The following is a 16,797-nucleotide window of genomic DNA, read 5'->3' on the forward strand; positions in this document are numbered from 1 at the left end:
CATTCTTTCATAAAAATGTCATCAATTTTTATTAGAAACCTTCTCGCTTCAACAATTGAAGATCGATAAATAATTGGCATCTGACATGGACGTCATTGAAATCAATCGCCGTTAATTCATCAATTTGTTTCATTCGATATTTTAATGTGTTTGGATGGATAAATAGTTGTTCCGCTGTTTGTTTCATCCGGCAATTGTTTGTTAGAAAGGCTTCGACCGTATTTAATAGATCACTTTGGCTTTCTTGATCTTTTTTCTTTAGCTTGAGTAAATCTTGATTTACATATTGCGTTTGCTGATTATGGCGCTGAATCACTTCTAAATAACGAAAGACGCCTAGCTTAGTGTAGTCAGGAGATACTCGTGTCGATGAACCGAGAAACTTTGCCGCTTTAATGACTTCTAACGCTTCTAAATAGCTATTTCTGAGCATTGAGATTGAGGAATATGAGTTTCCAATCCCAGCGCATACCGTTTGATCTTTACATTGGCTTAAGATCGTATTAGTTAGCTCCAGCGCGCTTTCATGAATATGGCTATGGCTTGATGAGCGGCTACCGATGAGAACAACGATGTTTTGTTGGTCAATGAATAGGTGAGAGGGGTGTTTTAAGGCATTGGCAAACAATCTCACTGTTTCTGTTAGTTCATCAAAGGTGTCGTCATCTGCTTGTGTCATAGTGAAAATATTGACGATAAACGTCGCAGGGAGGATGAGGTTATGGTTGGCGGCCTCCCATTTGATTTCATTCTCATTTCGATAGACATGGTCAATGATTTTTTTGTAGAAATGATCTTTCTCTTTATTTTCCATCATGTTTAGCTGTTTTTTCTTATAGAGCAGCATGCCGATATGCGAAGAGAGTTGATGGAGAAAATCTAGTTCTTCATCGGAAAGAAGCGGTTCGGTTTCTTGCACCCAAATGTAGCCGAAGATTTGCTCCTTGTATTTTGTACTAACGACAATGCGTTGATTTAATCCAATTTCATCGATTTGTTTTACACGAAAAGGCTCTGGAATCGATTTCAATTGATCGATAATTCCTTCCTCGATAAATTTCTCTAAAATGGGAATCGGCGAGCGTTTCGAGAAAATCGTTTCTTTATTTGCTTGATCAAACGCTTCGATTGAATAAGAACTATAAGTTAGTAAAGAAAATTGATCATCCTCTAACACAACAGGTTTCTTTAAAAATTGGCTAATTAACTCTGTAATTTCATTCACATCGGTTAGAGAAAGGATTTTTTCTAATTCCACACGCATTCAATATTCCTCCTTCTCTATTAACATATACTTAATTATACATCTAATATGCATGGACACAAGAAAAGGACTGGGAATGATCCAGTCCTTTTCATTGTGTTAGTGTATTATATTTCTTTTTTCAATTGTTGCTCAAACTCATCAAATTGTTGTTCAACTTGTGAAGATGGTTTAGCAGTGACTAAGCTGACGATAATGATCGAAAGAAGGCTCGCAGCAAAACCAGGAATCATTTCGTATAACATATCTGATAACCCGATCTGTGACCAAGCAATAACAGTTACGGCACCTACAATCATTCCGGCTAACGCGCCCCATTTCGTCATGCGTTTCCAGTAGAGGCTGAGAATGATCATCGGACCGAATGCAGAACCAAACCCTGCCCATGCATAGCCAACAAGATCGAGAATCGTTGTGCTCTTTTCCCAAGAAAGGGTCAAAGCAACAATTGATACAAGCAGGACGGACAAACGCCCGAAGAAAACTAGTTCTTTGTCGGAAGCAGAGCGACGGAAAAAGGTCTTGTATAAATCTTCTGTTAAAGAACTTGATGTAACGAGTAATTGAGAAGAAATCGTACTCATAACAGCGGCCAAAATGGCTGAAATTAAGAAGCCTGTAATAATTGGATCGAATAAAATTTCGCCTAACTTAATAAAAATCGTTTCGGGGTCGCTAAGTGTTAATCCATTTTGATGATAGTACGTGATACCTAAAAAACCTGTTAACATCGCACCGATACTAGAGAAGACCATCCAGCCCATCCCGATGCGGCGTGCTTTTTTAATTTCTTTCACAGATGTAATCGCCATAAAACGAACGATGATATGAGGTTGTCCAAAGTATCCAAGGCCCCAAGCGAATAAGGAAGCAATGCCTAAAAAGCTAGTTCCTTTAAAAATGTCTAGTAAAGATGGATCGATAGAGCGTGGTGTATCAACCGCCGGACCAAGTCCACCAATATGCATGAGTGTAACGATAGGAACGAGAATTAAGGCAAGGAACATGATTAAACCTTGAACGAAGTCCGTCCAGCTTACCGCCAAGAATCCACCAAAAAGAGTATAGGCAACAACAACCGCTGTGATGACCCAAAGACCTGTATGGTATTCCATTCCAAATGTGTTTTGGAACAATACGCCTCCGGAAACCATTCCTGAAGAAACATAGAAAGTAAAGAAAATTAAGATGACTAATCCGGAAATTAAACGTAGAATTTTCGATTGATCATTAAAGCGATTTTCTAAGTAGCCTGGAATAGTGATGGAATCATTGGCTACTTCTGTATAAGTTCGTAATCGAGGAGCGACATAAATCCAGTTTGCCCAAGCTCCAAGTGTTAAACCGAGGACGATCCAAGAAGAGCTGAGACCGGTCGCAAACATGGCTCCAGGCAACCCCATTAAGAGCCAGCCGCTCATATCTGAAGCGCCCGCACTTAAAGCTGTAACAGCTGGACCTAACCCGCGTCCACCTAACATATAATCTGATAAATTCGATGTTTTCTTATAAGCGAAATAACCAATAAACAGCATACCAACCATATATACAATGACAGATATAATTAAAGAATAATCCAACATATAACCCCCTTGCTTCTTGATGAAGGGGTCAGGCCCCTGCCCCTTTAACGCGTAAATACACTAGGGGACTGACCCGAAAAGTTCAGTTTAGAACTTGATTATACACGTTTTCTACGATTACAGCACGAGAACATGCAGAACATTTTCATACAGAGAAGTTGAACACTGATTTCACGATTGATTGAGCGGCTAATTCAAGGTCTTTCACTTTATTTTTTCACCATACCTTTGAACACAAAGGCGAGATTGGCAGGACGTTCAGCTAGTCGTCTCATGAAGTAGCCATACCAATCAAGGCCGTATGGCACGTACACACGCATTTTGTAGCCTTGCTTCACAAGATCAAGCTGAGTCTTGTTTCTCATTCCGTAAAGCATCTGGAATTCGAATTGGCTAGTAGGAATGTTATGTTTTTTCGCGAACTCCTTTGTGAACTCGATGATTTGATCATCGTGGGAAGCGATGGCTGTGTAGTTTCCATTTAACAAGCTTTGTCCAATCAGTTTTTTGTAATTTTCGTCTACGTCTTTCTTTTCAGGGTAAGCATGTTCAGGAGCTTCTTTATACGCTCCTTTGACGAGACGCAAAAACGGTTTGAGATCGCTTACATCTTCTAGATCAGTTTCTGTTCGATAAAGATAAGCTTGTAGTACCGTGCTTACGTAATGATACTTTTCTTTAAATTGTTTAAATAAGTCAAGTGTTGCTTGACAACGTGGCACATCTTCCATATCGATTGTCACCATGACTTGATTTCTTTCTGCGGCATCTAAAATTCGTGTCATATTTTCTACAACTAAGTCGTGATCAATATCGAGTCCTAAAGATGTCATTTTCAAAGATACTTGTGAATCTAAATTTTCTTTTTTGATCATTTCGATTGTTTGGATACATTCCTCTGTTCTTTCATTAGCGACTTCTTTTGAATCGACAAATTCTCCAAGGTGATCGACCGTAACTGATAATCCTTGTTTATTTAATTGACGAATAAATTTAATCGAGCTCTTAAAGTCCGTCCCACCTATAATTTTTCCTGCAGCAAAATTTCCACCGCTATTTTGAGCTAATTTATTAAGAAAATTACTTTTGGATAAAAATAAGAAAAAATCTCTAGTTAACGCTTCCATTGTTGTTGCACCTCCTATAGAAGTTGTTTTGATGTCATAATAATTTTACAATTTCGTCACATGTATATACAATGTTCGACAAAAACAATAAAACGCTTTCATTTTTGTTGATGAGTGACAAAAGAAAAAGTTAGGGGTTGTTATCATTGTATAGTATGATAACAACCCCTAACTTGTATGTGCATTCTATTATTTCAATTTAAACGAGCTTTTTAAAGAAACGATGCGGTTGAAGACGATCTTTTCTTCCGTCGTATGTTTCGGATCGACGTTGAAATAGCCGTGTCTGAAAAATTGAAACTTATCTTGAGATTTCACATCTTTCATATTTGGCTCAATGTAGCCGTCAACGATTTCAAGTGAGTGTTTATTCACATAATCTAAGAATGTTTTATCTTCTGTTTCTTCCTTTTCTTCCGCGTCTAAAATCAACGGCTCATATAGACGGAATTCGGCAGGAATCGCATGTGTCGCATCGACCCAGTGCAACGTTCCTTTTACTTTACGACCTGTAAAACCTGAACCGCTTTTCGTTTCTGGGTCGTATGTGCAGCGAAGCTCAATTACTTCACCGTTTTCATCTTTAATCACTTCTTCGCATTTAATGAAGTAGGCATGCTTTAAGCGAACTTCATTGCCAGGGAAGAGGCGGAAGTATTTCTTCGGTGGGTTTTCCATGAAATCTTCCTGCTCTATGTAAATTTCACGAGAGAAAGGAATTTTTCGTGTGCCCATTTCTGGATTTTCGGGATTGATTTCTGCATCAAGCCACTCGACTTGACCTTCTGGATAGTTTGTAATTACGACCTTTAGCGGCTTTAACACACCCATCGTTCGTGGTGCTTTCAGCTTCAAGTCTTCACGGACGAAATGCTCAAGCATGGCTGAATCGACTACACCAGAGCCTTTAGAAACCCCAATTTCACCGATAAAATGACGAATCGCTTCCGGTGTGTAGCCTTTTCTTCGTAAGCCAGAAACCGTTGGTAGACGTGGGTCATCCCAGCCATCGACAAATCCTTCATCAACGAGCTGCTTTAATTTCCGCTTACTCATGACTGTATTGGAAATATTTAAACGACCAAACTCAATTTGTTGCGGCTGATGCTCCATTTCACATTCTCTTACGACCCAATCATACAGCGGACGATGGTCTTCAAACTCTGTCGTACAAAGAGAGTGGGTAATGCCTTCGATCGCGTCTTCTAGTGGATGAGCAAAGTCATACATCGGATAGATGCACCATTTGTCACCCGTATTATGATGGCTTGCGTGAGAGACTCGATATAAAGCTGGGTCACGTAAGTTTAAGTTCGGAGACGCCATATCAATTTTAGCGCGTAGCACTTTTGAGCCGTTTTCAAATTCACCGTTACGCATTTTTTCAAATAAGTCGAGGTTTTCTTCGATTGAACGGTTACGGTACGGACTTTCTTTTCCCGGCTCCGTTAATGTTCCACGATATTCACGCATTTCCTCCGCTGTTAAATCGTCGACATAGGCTTTGCCTTTTTTAATTAATAGAACGGCTCTATTGTACATTTCTTCAAAGTAGTCAGACGCATAACGGAGTTCATCCCATTCATAACCGAGCCACTTGACATCTTCTTTAATGGAATCAACGTACTCCTGATCTTCCTTCAATGGGTTCGTATCATCAAAACGCAAATTTGTTTTTCCGTTAAAATCATCCGCTAACCCAAAATTGATAACGATTGATTTCGCATGACCAATATGTAAATATCCATTAGGCTCAGGAGGGAAACGGGTAATCACGTGATCTCGCTTTCCAGACTCCAAATCTTCCGTAATAATCGTTCTAATAAAATTTGATGAATGTTGTTCCAAACTGCAACCAGCCTTTCTATATATGCTTTAGTTATTCCTATTATAGAGAAATAAGGAACAGAAATAAAGCGTAGAAAGTCAAAGAAACGGCCGTAAAGAGCAAAGACAGCTAAGAATCCTAAAAATACGATTTCCACATGTTATAATAATGAAAAAAACAAAGGAAGTGGCATAATGCTTGAACAAGCCCAACAATTGTTGCAATCTCATTTTGGTTATTCTGCTTTCCGCAAAGGACAGGAGCAAGCGATTGAGCACGTTCTTTCAGGAAAGAACACCATTTGTGTGATGCCGACGGGGGGCGGGAAATCGATTTGCTATCAAATTCCGGCACTTGTTCTTCAAGGAACGACGATTGTCATTTCTCCATTGATCTCGTTGATGAAGGATCAAGTAGATACATTATTAGAGGCAGGGATTCCGGCTGCTTACATTAATAGTTCGCTCAGTCCGAAAGAGGTCCGTGAGACGATGACAGCGGCGAAGCACGGGGAATATAAATTATTGTATATCGCACCGGAGCGATTAGAATCCTTTGCTTTTATTGAAGAATTGCGAGAAATACAGATTCCGCTCGTGGCCGTTGATGAAGCGCATTGTATTTCGCAATGGGGACATGATTTTCGTCCGAGTTATCGGCAAATTCAGCGGTTAGCGGATCTGCTTGTCAGAAGACCGATCGTGCTAGCACTGACAGCGACGGCGACTCCACAAGTTCGCGATGATATTTGTCGCTTGCTTTCTATTGACGACAGCCATACAGTCATGACGGGGTTTGAGCGTGAAAATCTTTCTTTCTCTGTCATTCAAGGGCAGGATCGCCAGCTGTTTTTAAAAGATTATATTAAAAAGAACGAAAAGGAAGCGGGAATCATTTATGCGGCGACGAGAAAAACAGTTGATCAGCTATTTGAGCTTCTGAAAAAAAACAACATCTCCGTCGCTCGTTATCATGCCGGGATGAGTGACGTAGAGCGAGCGAGTGAGCAAGACCGCTTTTTAACTGATCAGGCGTCAGTAATGGTTGCGACCAACGCGTTCGGGATGGGGATTGACAAATCTAACATTCGTTATGTTCTTCATTTTCAACTGCCGAAAAATATGGAAAGCTATTATCAAGAGGCGGGGCGTGCAGGGCGAGATGGCTTGGCGAGTGAGTGCATTTTGCTTTATTCCTCGCAAGATGTGCAGACGCAGCGTTTTTTAATTGATCAATCGCAAGAGCGTGAGCGGATACCGAAAGAGCTGGAGAAATTACAGTTAATGATCGATTACTGTCATACCGAAAACTGCTTACAAAGCTTTGTCGTGAAGTATTTTGGAGATCCCTCTTCAGAATCTTGTGGTCGTTGTGGAAACTGTATCGATTCAAGAAGCAGTGTCGATGTCACGAAAGAAGCCCAAATGGTGTTATCATGCGTGATTCGGATGGGGCAACGCTTTGGTAAAGCGATGACAGCGCAAGTGTTAACTGGTTCGAGAAATAAAAAATTGCTGGAGCTTCGTTTCGATCAATTGTCTACATACGGCATTATGAAACAGCAAAGTGCCAAAGAGGTTAGTCACTTTATCGAGTTTTTAATTTCGAAAGAGTTACTCGGTGTGGAGCATGGCACGTATCCGACCATCTTTGTAACGAGTAATGGTAAAGATGTTTTGCTTGGTCAGCAATCTGTTCAACGAAAAGAAGTGGTGCAAACGAAGCAAATTGCGAAAGATGATCCGTTGTTTGAACAGTTGCGAAGCTTGCGTAAACAACTCGCTCAAGAAGCGGGTGTGCCACCTTTTGTTATTTTTTCAGATTCGACGCTACAAGATATGTGTGCGAAGCTTCCTCAATCGGATGAAGAATTTTTAACCGTGAGCGGCGTCGGAAGCAGTAAGCTTGAAAAGTATGGGGAGGCTTTTCTACAGGTGATTGCTGAGTTTGTTAGCGAGCATCCAGAACGAGAGAAAGTCAGCACCACTGTTGTTCCAGCTACGCCGAAGAAGAAATCAGTGAGCGGCTCACATTTGGAGACTTTAGTTTTGCATCAAGAACAATTAACTGTTGAAGAAATTGCAGAAAAACGTAATATCTCGCTCCATACGATTGAAAACCATTTAGCACAGTGTGTAGAAGAAGGGAAGGATGTTGACTTGGCTGCACTCGTCCCGGTTGCTTATCGACCGTTAATTGAACAAGCAGTAGCGCAGGTCGGGACGGATAAGTTAAAACCGATTAAAGAACAGCTTCCAAATGAAGTCACTTACGGAATGATCAAATTCTTTCTAGCGTTAAAAAGGGTTGACGAATGAGACGAATAATGATATTATAATAAATTAAGTTAGAAAGTAACTTAGAACGTTTTATATAGATACTGGCATTCTGCTATGTTTTTGACGCAAGACTTATTCACACTGGAGCGGCTTCGGAGCCGCGAGGACTTAAGAGAAGGCAGGGCTTAGGTCGTTTAGGTTTATCATAAACGACGATGTGGAACAAAACCGCGGCGGTTTCATTCCAAAATAGGAAGAACTACACTCATTAAAAAGCGTTGTGAGTTACGCATATATGCATATAAGAACGAGATTATCTCGTCAAATGGCTTGTCCCCTATGAAAGCATGTAGGGGACAGGCTTTTTTATTTTTCAGTGCATCTATCAGAAGAAAGAGGAATTTGGTAAGATGAAGTTAAAATGATCGAATGATTAGAGGTCTAGGTGAAAAAATGAAATGGTATAAATCGTACATTTTCTGGAGAATATTTCTGATTAATCTGGCTATTATTTTTACGGTGTTATTCTTTGTTTTTACTGCTTCTCGCATCCTTCTTCCTGGCATCTCTCAAGATATTTATCAGGAAATTACAGATGGAAATGCGAAGCGAATTAAAGAGAAAATATCAGTGGTGGAAAGCGATATGAGGACTCTCGTTGCTCATGTTCAGTCGAGAAAGGAACTGCAATCAACGGATCCCGATGAGTTATATAAGGAATTAAATATGCTAAGTGATCTATCTTCTTTTGTCGATAGCACCTTGATTGCGGATAAAGAGGGGAATGTGCAAAGTTTTTTTCCGAAAGAGAGCCATCATTTACCTAAAAATATAAAGGATCAAGTGTATTTCCAACGGGCATTTGAGACTAAACAGCCTCATGTGAGTGATGTGTTAAATATGCCATCACATGGGCCGGTTATTGTCTATTCCGTCCCGATTATAGTTGATGGAGAAGTGAGTCACGTTGTCAACTTGACGTTATGGATTAAGGAAAATCGAAATTTTCAAACGATCTTTCAAACGTACAAATTTGGTCATGAAGAAGCTGGGTCGGCCTTTATCGTCGATCATCGAGGAAAAGTGATTTCTCATCCAGATGTGAATCAAATTGGCAAAGATATGTCCGAACATCCAGCTGTTCAAAAGTTAAAGAGACACGAGTCAGGGTATATAGAAGTGACAGATGAAGAGAATGTCGACTATTTTTCTTCTTTTGAATATGTTCCATTGATGGATTGGGGCATTGTAGCGGAAGTTCCGAAAGAGGATGTATATTATCAATATCATTTGTTTATGAAGGCATTGTGGATTATGTCGATTTTCGTTGTTGTTGTTCTGTCTGCACTAACAGCTTTATACGCTCAAGACCTGATAAAGCCGATTAGGCGGTTGTATACAGCCGTGGATTTAATGGCTAAAGGGAATGAGCAGCAGACGATTTCCCCTATCGTCAAAGGGGAGATTGGTGTGCTTTCGACTCGCTTTAACGAGATGGTCGAACATATGCGACATTCGAAAGTGAGCTTGCAAAGAAAAGAAGAAGAATTACAGCGGCAGAAGGAATTCTTCCGCACAGTGATCGACATGAATCCGAGCTATATTTATGCGGTAGATGGAGAAGGGTATTTTACGTTTGTCAATCAATCCTTCGCTTCATTTCTCGGTCGTGACGTAGCTGACTTTGAAGGAAAGAAAGTAGCGGACTTTTCCTTTAGACAAGAGCAAGAGGTGGGACAGACGAATCCTTTTGTTAGAGAAATGTTTATCAATTCTAAAGGGGAGATGCGCCATGTAGAAACCGCACATTTGCCAATTTTTTCAGCCTTGAATCAATTGGAACAAACGCTTTACGTCTCAACGGATATCACTGAAAGAATTCAAGCGGAAGAATGGATTCGAACATCGGAAAAGCTGACGGTTGTTGGCGAGTTAGCTGCTGGGGTTGCTCATGAAATTAGAAATCCACTCACTTCGATTAAAGGATTTGTTCAATTAATGAAGGAGGGCTCGCCAGAAAAGCAGCCTTATTTAGAAGTCATTGATTCAGAAATTGAGCGAATGAGTGCCATTGTGAATGAGTTTCTCGTTCTCGGTAAACCGCAAGCGATGAAGTCTCAACCAACGAATATGAATAAATTAATTCAAGAGGTTATTACGCTACTAGCGGCTCAAGCGAATATGAATGGGGTACAAATCGAGCAAAAGTTTTCTTTGCAATTACCGATTATTTACTGTGATCGAAACCAAATGAAGCAAGTGTTTATAAATATTTTAAAAAATGCAATCGAAGCGATGTCAACTGGTGGGCAAGTTGATATTGAAATGAAATTAACAGAGAGTGGCGTCGTGTTCACTTTTAAAGATGAAGGGGTTGGCATTTCTGAAAAGAGGTTAGCGCGGCTTGGCGAACCTTTTTATAGTACGAAAGAGAAGGGAACCGGGCTTGGCTTAATGGTTAGCTACCGCATTATTGAAGCTCATGGTGCTAATATGAGTATTACAAGTGAGCTAGATAAAGGCACGATAGTGGAAGTGATATTTCCGTTAAATCAGTAAAAGAATGGAGGCAAAGCGAGTTATTCTCTTTGCCTCCATTTTGTTTAAGATAGTTTGTTTTTCACTGCGATGTTTAATTGCTTGATGGTCTCTGGTGTTTGTTTCACTTCGGCTATTACTTGTGTGACGATTTCTTTCTTTTGTTCGATGTCTTGCTGAATGCCTGCTTGATGGGCGGTTAATGCTTGGACTTCTGTTTGTAGCTTCATTTGTTGTTCGTTGATTCTTTCTGAAGCAGATTGAAGTCGATTTAATTTCGGTTGCATCGTTTTCAATGTGCTTATGACGGCGATAGCTAAATAAAAGATGGCTATAATAAAGATAGCTAAGCTCGCCCAGCCGATGATTGCCATAAGATGACCTCCCTTTTATTTCTTTACTCTTTATTGTAAGGGACTCGACTATGTTTTGCCATTCATTCAAGTAAAAGAAGGAGAGAAAAAATGAATTCGTATCGCCTGTTTGAAAAAGAATTTTATCAGCAGCCAACATTGCAGCTGGCAAAAGCGTTGCTTGGGTGCAAGTTAGTAAAAGTAACAAATGAAGGAACGACTGCAGGATGGATTGTTGAAACAGAAGCGTACCGTGGGCCTCATGATCGAGCGGCTCATAGCTTTAATAATCGGCGCACGAAACGAACGGAAATTATGTTTCAAGAAGCGGGTCATGTGTATACGTATGTGATGCATACGCATTGCTTGTTGAATGTCGTTAGTGGAGAAGTCGATCAGCCGGAAGTGGTTCTCATTCGAGCGATAGAGCCATCTGAAGGCGTAGAGTTAATGTTCGAGCGGCGGGGGGTAATGCCATTGAAGAATTTGACGAGTGGGCCAGGAAAATTAACGAAAGCGATGGGTGTTACGATGGAGGACTATGGGCGAAAATTCACTGAGTCCCCATTGTTTATCGCAGAGGGGATCGTGCCAGAAGACATTTCTGTCGGACCACGAATTGGGATTGAAAACTCAGGGGAAGCGAAAGACTATCCGTGGCGTTTTTGGATCACAGGTAATCCATTTGTTTCAAGATAAAAGCGGAGGCTGATGTCAGCTCCGCTTTTGTATTTGGATCGTTTGTTTTCGCTGTCGCCATAGTTCCTCTAACGAACCTGAGCCTAGCAGGACACCAGAAACGATCAAAATAAATCCAATCAAATGTGCTGGTAACAACGCTTCGTCAAGTAGCACGGCTGCCCCAACGAGTGAAAAAAAGGTGCTTAAGTTCATAAAGATAGATGCTTCCGCCGCTCCAATTTTTCCGATGGCATAATTGTAAATCATATGACCGAAAGCAGTTGCCATAATCGCTGAAAAGAAGAACACCACCCAAACAAAAGGAGGAGCAGCTGATAAATGAGCGAGACCTTGTGGCTCCATCCATAAGCTGATCATAAAAAGGATGATAGACCCGAATAACAGCATATATCCAGTTAATAGCCGCGGATCAAGCGTAGCTGACGCTTTTTTTATCAAAATAAAACTGAGTGCCTGAGTTAGAATTGCCACGAAGATATCGATATCTCCAGCTGTTATCGCGCTGATCCCTGTTTTGCCAGCAAGGACTGTAAAGCTCACACCAGCTCCACCAAGCAAAAAGCCAATCCAGCGGGCAACCGTGAGCTTTCCTTTTAGCAGGATAGTGGCAAACAGAGCCGTCAGCAACGGACCTAGCCCTAAAATAAGCCCTGCGTTCGTCGCAGATGTCTTCGTTAACCCTTCCGCTAAAAAATAATGATGACAAACAACGCTTAACAACGCCCCGCCGAAAATATATCCCCATTCTTTTCCTTGAGGTCGCCGTATTTGCTTAGTGATCGCAAGTGTCAAAAACACGGCTAGTGAGGCCGTGAAAATCCGTAACGCTGTAATCGTCACAGGTAGAAAATGCTCCACTAAAATTTTAATGAGCGACACATTCACTCCCCAAATCATCATCGTACTTACTAGAATCATATAAACCCGCGCATGTCCCACTATAGCCCTCCGTTCTATCTACTAACATTATACAGGCGTCTTGTTGATAAAAATAGCGTCCTTTCCTCTGAATGATGGGGATTACCGTTAATAAATAGATGAAAGGGTCGGAGTAGTTTCCGACCCTTTTTGACTATTCATCTGTTCGTACAATCGCATATACATGCTTAGGACCGTGGACACCGGTCGTCATTTGTAGCTCGATATCGCCGCTTTTACTCGGTCCGGTAAGAAAGTGTAGCGTAGAAAAATCTTTATTTGCTCAATTCTCTATTCCGTACCAATTGACTAAATTCTTTAGCTGGAAGCGGTTTGCTTATGTAATAGCCTTGCACTTGGTGACAGTGATGCTGTTTTAAAAATGCCATTTGTTCTTCTGTTTCTACTCCTTCAGCGATCAGTTCAAGCCCTAAGTTTTGCCCCATCGAAAGAATCGTTTCGACGATCGCTTCACCGTGCTTTTCAACGAATAAATGTTGAACGAAGGATTGATCAATTTTCAGCCGATCGACGGGGAATTGGTGTAAATAGCTTAATGAGCTATAACCAGTACCGAAATCGTCAACAGCGATTTGAACACCAAGTGTCTTTAATTTATGTAATTTTTTTAATGCAAGATCAAGATTTAACGTCATGCTTTCGGTAATTTCTAATTCTAACTGGTCTGGTTGTAAACGATACGACTGTAGCGCATTAGAAACGACTTCAGTTAAATCATTTTGGAAAAACTGTCTTAATGATAGATTGACAGAGATCCGCATATTCGGAAGACCATCATCCAACCATTGTCTTAGCTGTCTGCAAGCTTCCTCAATGACCCATGTGCCGATTGGCAGGATCAACCCGGTACTTTCCGCTAAAGGAATAAACGTTGCAGGAGAGATCATCCCCTTTTTCGGGTGATGCCAGCGGATTAATGCTTCAGCTCCCACTAATTGTCCTGTTTGGAGATCAATTTGTGGCTGATAATGTAACGATAGTTGCTTGCGCTCAATTGCTTGACTTAATTCGTTCTCTAATACTAACTGTTCGTAAGCTTTTTGCTCCATCTCCGATTTGTAAATCATAATGGAACGATTCATTTTTCTTGCTTCCGTAATCGCCATCATCGCTTGATTTAGCAGTTCGTCTATATTTGCTGCTGCGGTTGAAAATGTTGCTCCTACTGTTACGTGAACTCGCATTCTTAACCCTTTAATAATGAAAGGGGAATGAAATAAATCGACAATTTGCTTCGCACACAGGTCGACTTTTCCACAGTCATTTGAATCACATGTATCACATAGGAGAGCAAACTCATCTCCTGTCAGTCGAATGGTCGTCATCCCTTGGTCAGACGCAAAGGCTTGTAATCGATTAGCCGCCTCGATTAAAAATAAGTCCCCAATTTGTCGCCCTAACGATTCATTAATATGTTTAAACCTGTTTAAATTAATAACGAGTAGAGAAAAGCTGCATTCAGATTCTAGTCTTTCAGAAAGTTGTTTTTTTAAATGAAATCGATTAGGAAGACCAGTCAATTCATCAAAGTAAGCTAAAAAATTGACCTTATTTTGTGTTTCTATTTGTTCGGTCATATCAGTAATTGAGTTAATGATTTGTACCATTTCCTGATTCTTATCAAAAATCGGCACGGCGTTCATCGATAATATTCGATGTTCACCATTCAATTGTTCCAACTTATACATAACATCGTAGACGGACTCACCAGTAGCTTTCACTTGGTTAATCGCTTGCTTTTCTTCTGGATAGGGTTTTCCAGCCAATGTTTTGATTCGATTGCGGTGAATTTCATCGTAGCTAAAAATGCCAAACATTTTTTTTGCTGCTTGATTAATAAATAGATGCTTTCCTTCTGTATTAGTAATCGTAATTCCAGTCGGCACCATATTTACGATCGTATTCAGACGATGTTCACTTTCCTCTAATGCTTTCTGAATTTGTTTCTGCTCTAAGTATGGTTTCTCAATCGTTGCCACATAGATGCCTTTAAGAAAAAAGTAATAGCTGCCGACTTTAAAGAAATGACCGAGTAAATTCATCCAATCATACATATGATTATATAAAGTGAAGATCAGTTCGCTATAAAAACTGAGACTTAAAGCGATAATAAGAGGTAAATATTCTTTTTTCTTATAGGCACGATATTTTTCAAATATAAGTATAATTGTGCATAGAAATAGAAAACAAATAAAGTATTCTATTCCTTTTTTTAATGAGCTTAAGCCTACTCCTTGTATAATTAGCAGCGGTAACTTGTCTGAAAACGTAAAAATGACGAAGCTAATAACTAAGGAATACAAGCTAAATAGAGCAAATGTATAATTCCGAAATCTTTTATTAATAACGAGATCTTCTTGCGAATAAACAGCTAACAGTGAAAATGCCAGTGTTAATCGAGCGACTATCCAAAACCAGATCGCAGAGTGACTTGAGTTCGCTGTCAGGAAAAACGGCATTCCTTCATAAGTAAGGACGTGAAAAAAGTCAAATATCCCCATGCTTAAAAAGGCGGCAGAAATAAATAAACGATGCTTCGATAAAGTGTGAGGAAAGATTAACCAACCTTGTAACGCAATCGCAAAGGCGACAGCAACACTTAAAAGTTCAAGTGCCATATGAAAAGAAAGAAAATTAGTAACGATGAAAAGGTTTTTATGAATCATGTCTAATTGATACAAAATGATAATTGACAATAAACCGCCCAGCAATATCGCAATTGAACGAATCTCCCTCTTTTGACCCATTACTCTAGCTCCTATGTATATTATTTTATATAGGTAAAACGAAAAATATTCCATTTATAACATAGTATAAAAGTCAGTATTTTGTCAAATGGTGTCGTATAATTTTGGGGCACGCTGTTTGACAAAAGAAAGGCGTTGAACCTACAAGTTATTGTCAACTTTTCATCAAGGGATTGCGAAAACGGCAAAAGTTTTTCATAATGAAAGTATAGACTGCATCAGTAAAGGCTGATGTTTTAATTAAAGGAGCTATTATGACAACTAAATTTTCCGCTTTAAATACAATGAAACCATTTTTACAGGAGGCGTGGGAGAAGGCTGGATTCTCAGAGCCGACACCGATTCAGGAAAAAGCTGTTCCCCTCATGTTAGATGGTCGTGATGTGTTGGCTGAATCGCCGACAGGAACAGGGAAGACGCTCGCTTATTTATTGCCGTTACTTGAGAAGGTTGATCCGGATAAAAAGGCTGTACAAGCAGTGATCCTAGCTTCATCCCGAGAATTAATTATGCAAATTTCCGATGAGATTCGTGCGTGGGGCGGGGGCATTTCAAGCGCTGCTTTAATCGGGGGAGCGAATGTTAAACGTCAAGTTGAAAAGCTGAAAAAACAGCCGCAAGTAGTAGCTGGAACACCAGGGCGAATTCAAGAATTAATTCAAATGAAGAAGCTGAAAATGCATGAGGTGAAATTACTTGTGCTCGATGAAGGGGATCAGCTATTAGTGCCAGAGCATATTAAAAATTTAGAGACAATTATTAAATCGACGATGAGGGATCGTCAGCTAGTACTTTTTTCAGCGACAATGCCAGCTCAAACAGAAGCGACAGCGAAACAGTGGATGAAGGAGGCAGAAGTGATCAAGGTAACGAAAGCGGACATGCCCGTTTCAAAAGTTGAGCACCTCTACTTCGTCTGTGATCGTCGTGATCGACAAGTGATGGTCGAACGAGTTATGCGTGGCTTTGAACCAGAGCGCGTCTTGGCGTTTATTAATGATATCGGTGAAGTCAACGCCTTTGCTTCTAAATTAGACTATAACGGATTTGCTAATGGAATTTTGCATAGTGACTTAAATAAGCAAGAAAGAGAAAAGGCTTTGAAGCAATTCCGCGCAGGTAAGCTGCCGTTGTTATTCGCAACAGACGTTGCTGCAAGAGGATTGGATATTAAAAGACTTACACACGTCCTCCACTTTGATATGCCAAAGAACGCCACACAATACACACATCGCGCAGGTCGTACAGGTCGCTCTGGTGCAGAGGGAACAGTCATCTCACTCGTCACAGAACGAGAAGAGCGCGAACTGAAGAAAATAGCAAGAGAACTCGGCATCCAATTGCAGAAGAAGCAATTTTACAAAGGTAAGCCAGTCGATGCTGGTGAGAGAAGATAAAAATATGCAATAAGAAAATCGCCCTCCTGTTTTGACAGGA

11 protein-coding genes and 2 pseudogenes are annotated in these 16,797 nt (G+C 40.3%); 4 read left to right on the top strand and 9 right to left on the bottom strand.

Annotated elements, in window-relative coordinates:
• Window positions 1-31: 31 nt before the first annotated feature.
• The 5 genes and pseudogenes from ACSVDJ_RS03805 to ACSVDJ_RS03825 all read right to left on the bottom strand — a co-directional run bounded on the left by ACSVDJ_RS03805 (window position 32) and on the right by ACSVDJ_RS03825 (window position 5,822).
• Window positions 32-1,264, bottom strand: a complete 1,233-nt coding sequence (locus ACSVDJ_RS03805) for a PucR family transcriptional regulator (RefSeq protein ID WP_439170147.1) — start codon at window positions 1,262-1,264, stop codon at window positions 32-34.
• 107 nt (window positions 1,265-1,371) lie between these two features.
• A complete protein-coding gene (gene putP / locus ACSVDJ_RS03810; RefSeq protein WP_439170148.1) occupies window positions 1,372-2,847 on the bottom strand; it encodes a sodium/proline symporter PutP in 1,476 nt (491 codons plus the stop codon).
• Between the two features lie 85 nt (window positions 2,848-2,932).
• A pseudogene (locus ACSVDJ_RS03815) lies at window positions 2,933-3,061 on the bottom strand (hypothetical protein); the annotation flags it as partial.
• Window positions 3,057-3,974 (bottom strand): proline dehydrogenase family protein, encoded by a 918-nt coding sequence (locus tag ACSVDJ_RS03820; RefSeq protein WP_439170149.1) that lies wholly within the window; start codon window positions 3,972-3,974, stop codon window positions 3,057-3,059. The gene ACSVDJ_RS03820 and the pseudogene ACSVDJ_RS03815, both read right to left, overlap by 5 nt.
• A gap of 189 nt (window positions 3,975-4,163) precedes the next feature.
• The gene (locus tag ACSVDJ_RS03825) at window positions 4,164-5,822 is read right to left on the bottom strand and encodes a glutamine--tRNA ligase/YqeY domain fusion protein (RefSeq protein WP_439170150.1); all 1,659 of its coding nucleotides are present in this window, start codon (window positions 5,820-5,822) and stop codon (window positions 4,164-4,166) included.
• A gap of 174 nt (window positions 5,823-5,996) precedes the next feature.
• On the opposite strand from ACSVDJ_RS03825, the gene recQ reads away from it, so the two are divergent.
• Window positions 5,997-8,120, top strand: a complete 2,124-nt coding sequence (gene recQ, locus ACSVDJ_RS03830) for a DNA helicase RecQ (protein ID WP_439170151.1) — start codon at window positions 5,997-5,999, stop codon at window positions 8,118-8,120.
• A 390-nt stretch (window positions 8,121-8,510) separates the two neighbouring features.
• Window positions 8,511-10,640, top strand: a complete 2,130-nt coding sequence (locus ACSVDJ_RS03835) for an ATP-binding protein (RefSeq protein ID WP_518620045.1) — start codon at window positions 8,511-8,513, stop codon at window positions 10,638-10,640.
• A 44-nt stretch (window positions 10,641-10,684) separates the two neighbouring features.
• Here ACSVDJ_RS03835 and ACSVDJ_RS03840 read toward each other — a convergent pair whose 3' ends face one another.
• Window positions 10,685-10,993, bottom strand: a complete 309-nt coding sequence (locus ACSVDJ_RS03840) for a DUF948 domain-containing protein (RefSeq protein ID WP_439170153.1) — start codon at window positions 10,991-10,993, stop codon at window positions 10,685-10,687.
• A gap of 90 nt (window positions 10,994-11,083) precedes the next feature.
• Between ACSVDJ_RS03840 and ACSVDJ_RS03845 the strand changes: the two genes are divergently transcribed.
• The gene (locus ACSVDJ_RS03845; protein WP_439170154.1) at window positions 11,084-11,671 is read left to right on the top strand and encodes a DNA-3-methyladenine glycosylase; all 588 of its coding nucleotides are present in this window, start codon (window positions 11,084-11,086) and stop codon (window positions 11,669-11,671) included.
• 15 nt (window positions 11,672-11,686) lie between these two features.
• Here the strand turns inward: ACSVDJ_RS03845 and ACSVDJ_RS03850 are convergent, their stop codons facing one another.
• The 3 genes and pseudogenes from ACSVDJ_RS03850 to ACSVDJ_RS03860 all read right to left on the bottom strand — a co-directional run bounded on the left by ACSVDJ_RS03850 (window position 11,687) and on the right by ACSVDJ_RS03860 (window position 15,360).
• Window positions 11,687-12,592, bottom strand: a complete 906-nt coding sequence (locus ACSVDJ_RS03850) for an EamA family transporter (protein ID WP_518620048.1) — start codon at window positions 12,590-12,592, stop codon at window positions 11,687-11,689.
• 154 nt (window positions 12,593-12,746) lie between these two features.
• Window positions 12,747-12,851 (bottom strand): annotated as a pseudogene (locus ACSVDJ_RS03855) (LUD domain-containing protein); the annotation flags it as partial.
• Window positions 12,852-12,867: 16 nt separating this feature from the next.
• Window positions 12,868-15,360, bottom strand: coding sequence for a bifunctional diguanylate cyclase/phosphodiesterase (locus ACSVDJ_RS03860; protein WP_439170156.1), 2,493 nt, complete (start codon window positions 15,358-15,360; stop codon window positions 12,868-12,870).
• A gap of 254 nt (window positions 15,361-15,614) precedes the next feature.
• Between ACSVDJ_RS03860 and ACSVDJ_RS03865 the strand changes: the two genes are divergently transcribed.
• On the top strand, window positions 15,615-16,757 hold the full coding sequence (locus ACSVDJ_RS03865; protein WP_439170157.1) for a DEAD/DEAH box helicase: 1,143 nt from the start codon (window positions 15,615-15,617) through the stop codon (window positions 16,755-16,757).
• The last annotated feature ends 40 nt before the right edge of the window (window positions 16,758-16,797 follow it).

The sequence above is a fragment of the Bacillus sp. Hm123 genome (assembly GCF_051842975.2).
Classification (GTDB): domain Bacteria; phylum Bacillota; class Bacilli; order Bacillales; family Domibacillaceae; genus Bacillus_CE.

Excerpts from the sequence above, each read along its gene's own strand:
- putP (WP_439170148.1), bottom strand. The coding sequence starts at position 2,847 with ATGTTGGATTATTCTTTAATTATATCTGTCATTGTATATATGGTTGGT.
- ACSVDJ_RS03840 (WP_439170153.1), bottom strand. The coding sequence starts at position 10,993 with ATGGCAATCATCGGCTGGGCGAGCTTAGCTATCTTTATTATAGCCATC.
- ACSVDJ_RS03865 (WP_439170157.1), top strand. The coding sequence starts at position 15,615 with ATGACAACTAAATTTTCCGCTTTAAATACAATGAAACCATTTTTACAG.
- ACSVDJ_RS03805 (WP_439170147.1), bottom strand. The coding sequence starts at position 1,264 with ATGCGTGTGGAATTAGAAAAAATCCTTTCTCTAACCGATGTGAATGAA.
- ACSVDJ_RS03845 (WP_439170154.1), top strand. The coding sequence starts at position 11,084 with ATGAATTCGTATCGCCTGTTTGAAAAAGAATTTTATCAGCAGCCAACA.
- recQ (WP_439170151.1), top strand. The coding sequence starts at position 5,997 with ATGCTTGAACAAGCCCAACAATTGTTGCAATCTCATTTTGGTTATTCT.
- ACSVDJ_RS03820 (WP_439170149.1), bottom strand. The coding sequence starts at position 3,974 with ATGGAAGCGTTAACTAGAGATTTTTTCTTATTTTTATCCAAAAGTAAT.
- ACSVDJ_RS03835 (WP_518620045.1), top strand. The coding sequence starts at position 8,511 with ATGATTAGAGGTCTAGGTGAAAAAATGAAATGGTATAAATCGTACATT.
- ACSVDJ_RS03860 (WP_439170156.1), bottom strand. The coding sequence starts at position 15,360 with ATGGGTCAAAAGAGGGAGATTCGTTCAATTGCGATATTGCTGGGCGGT.
- ACSVDJ_RS03850 (WP_518620048.1), bottom strand. The coding sequence starts at position 12,592 with ATGATTCTAGTAAGTACGATGATGATTTGGGGAGTGAATGTGTCGCTC.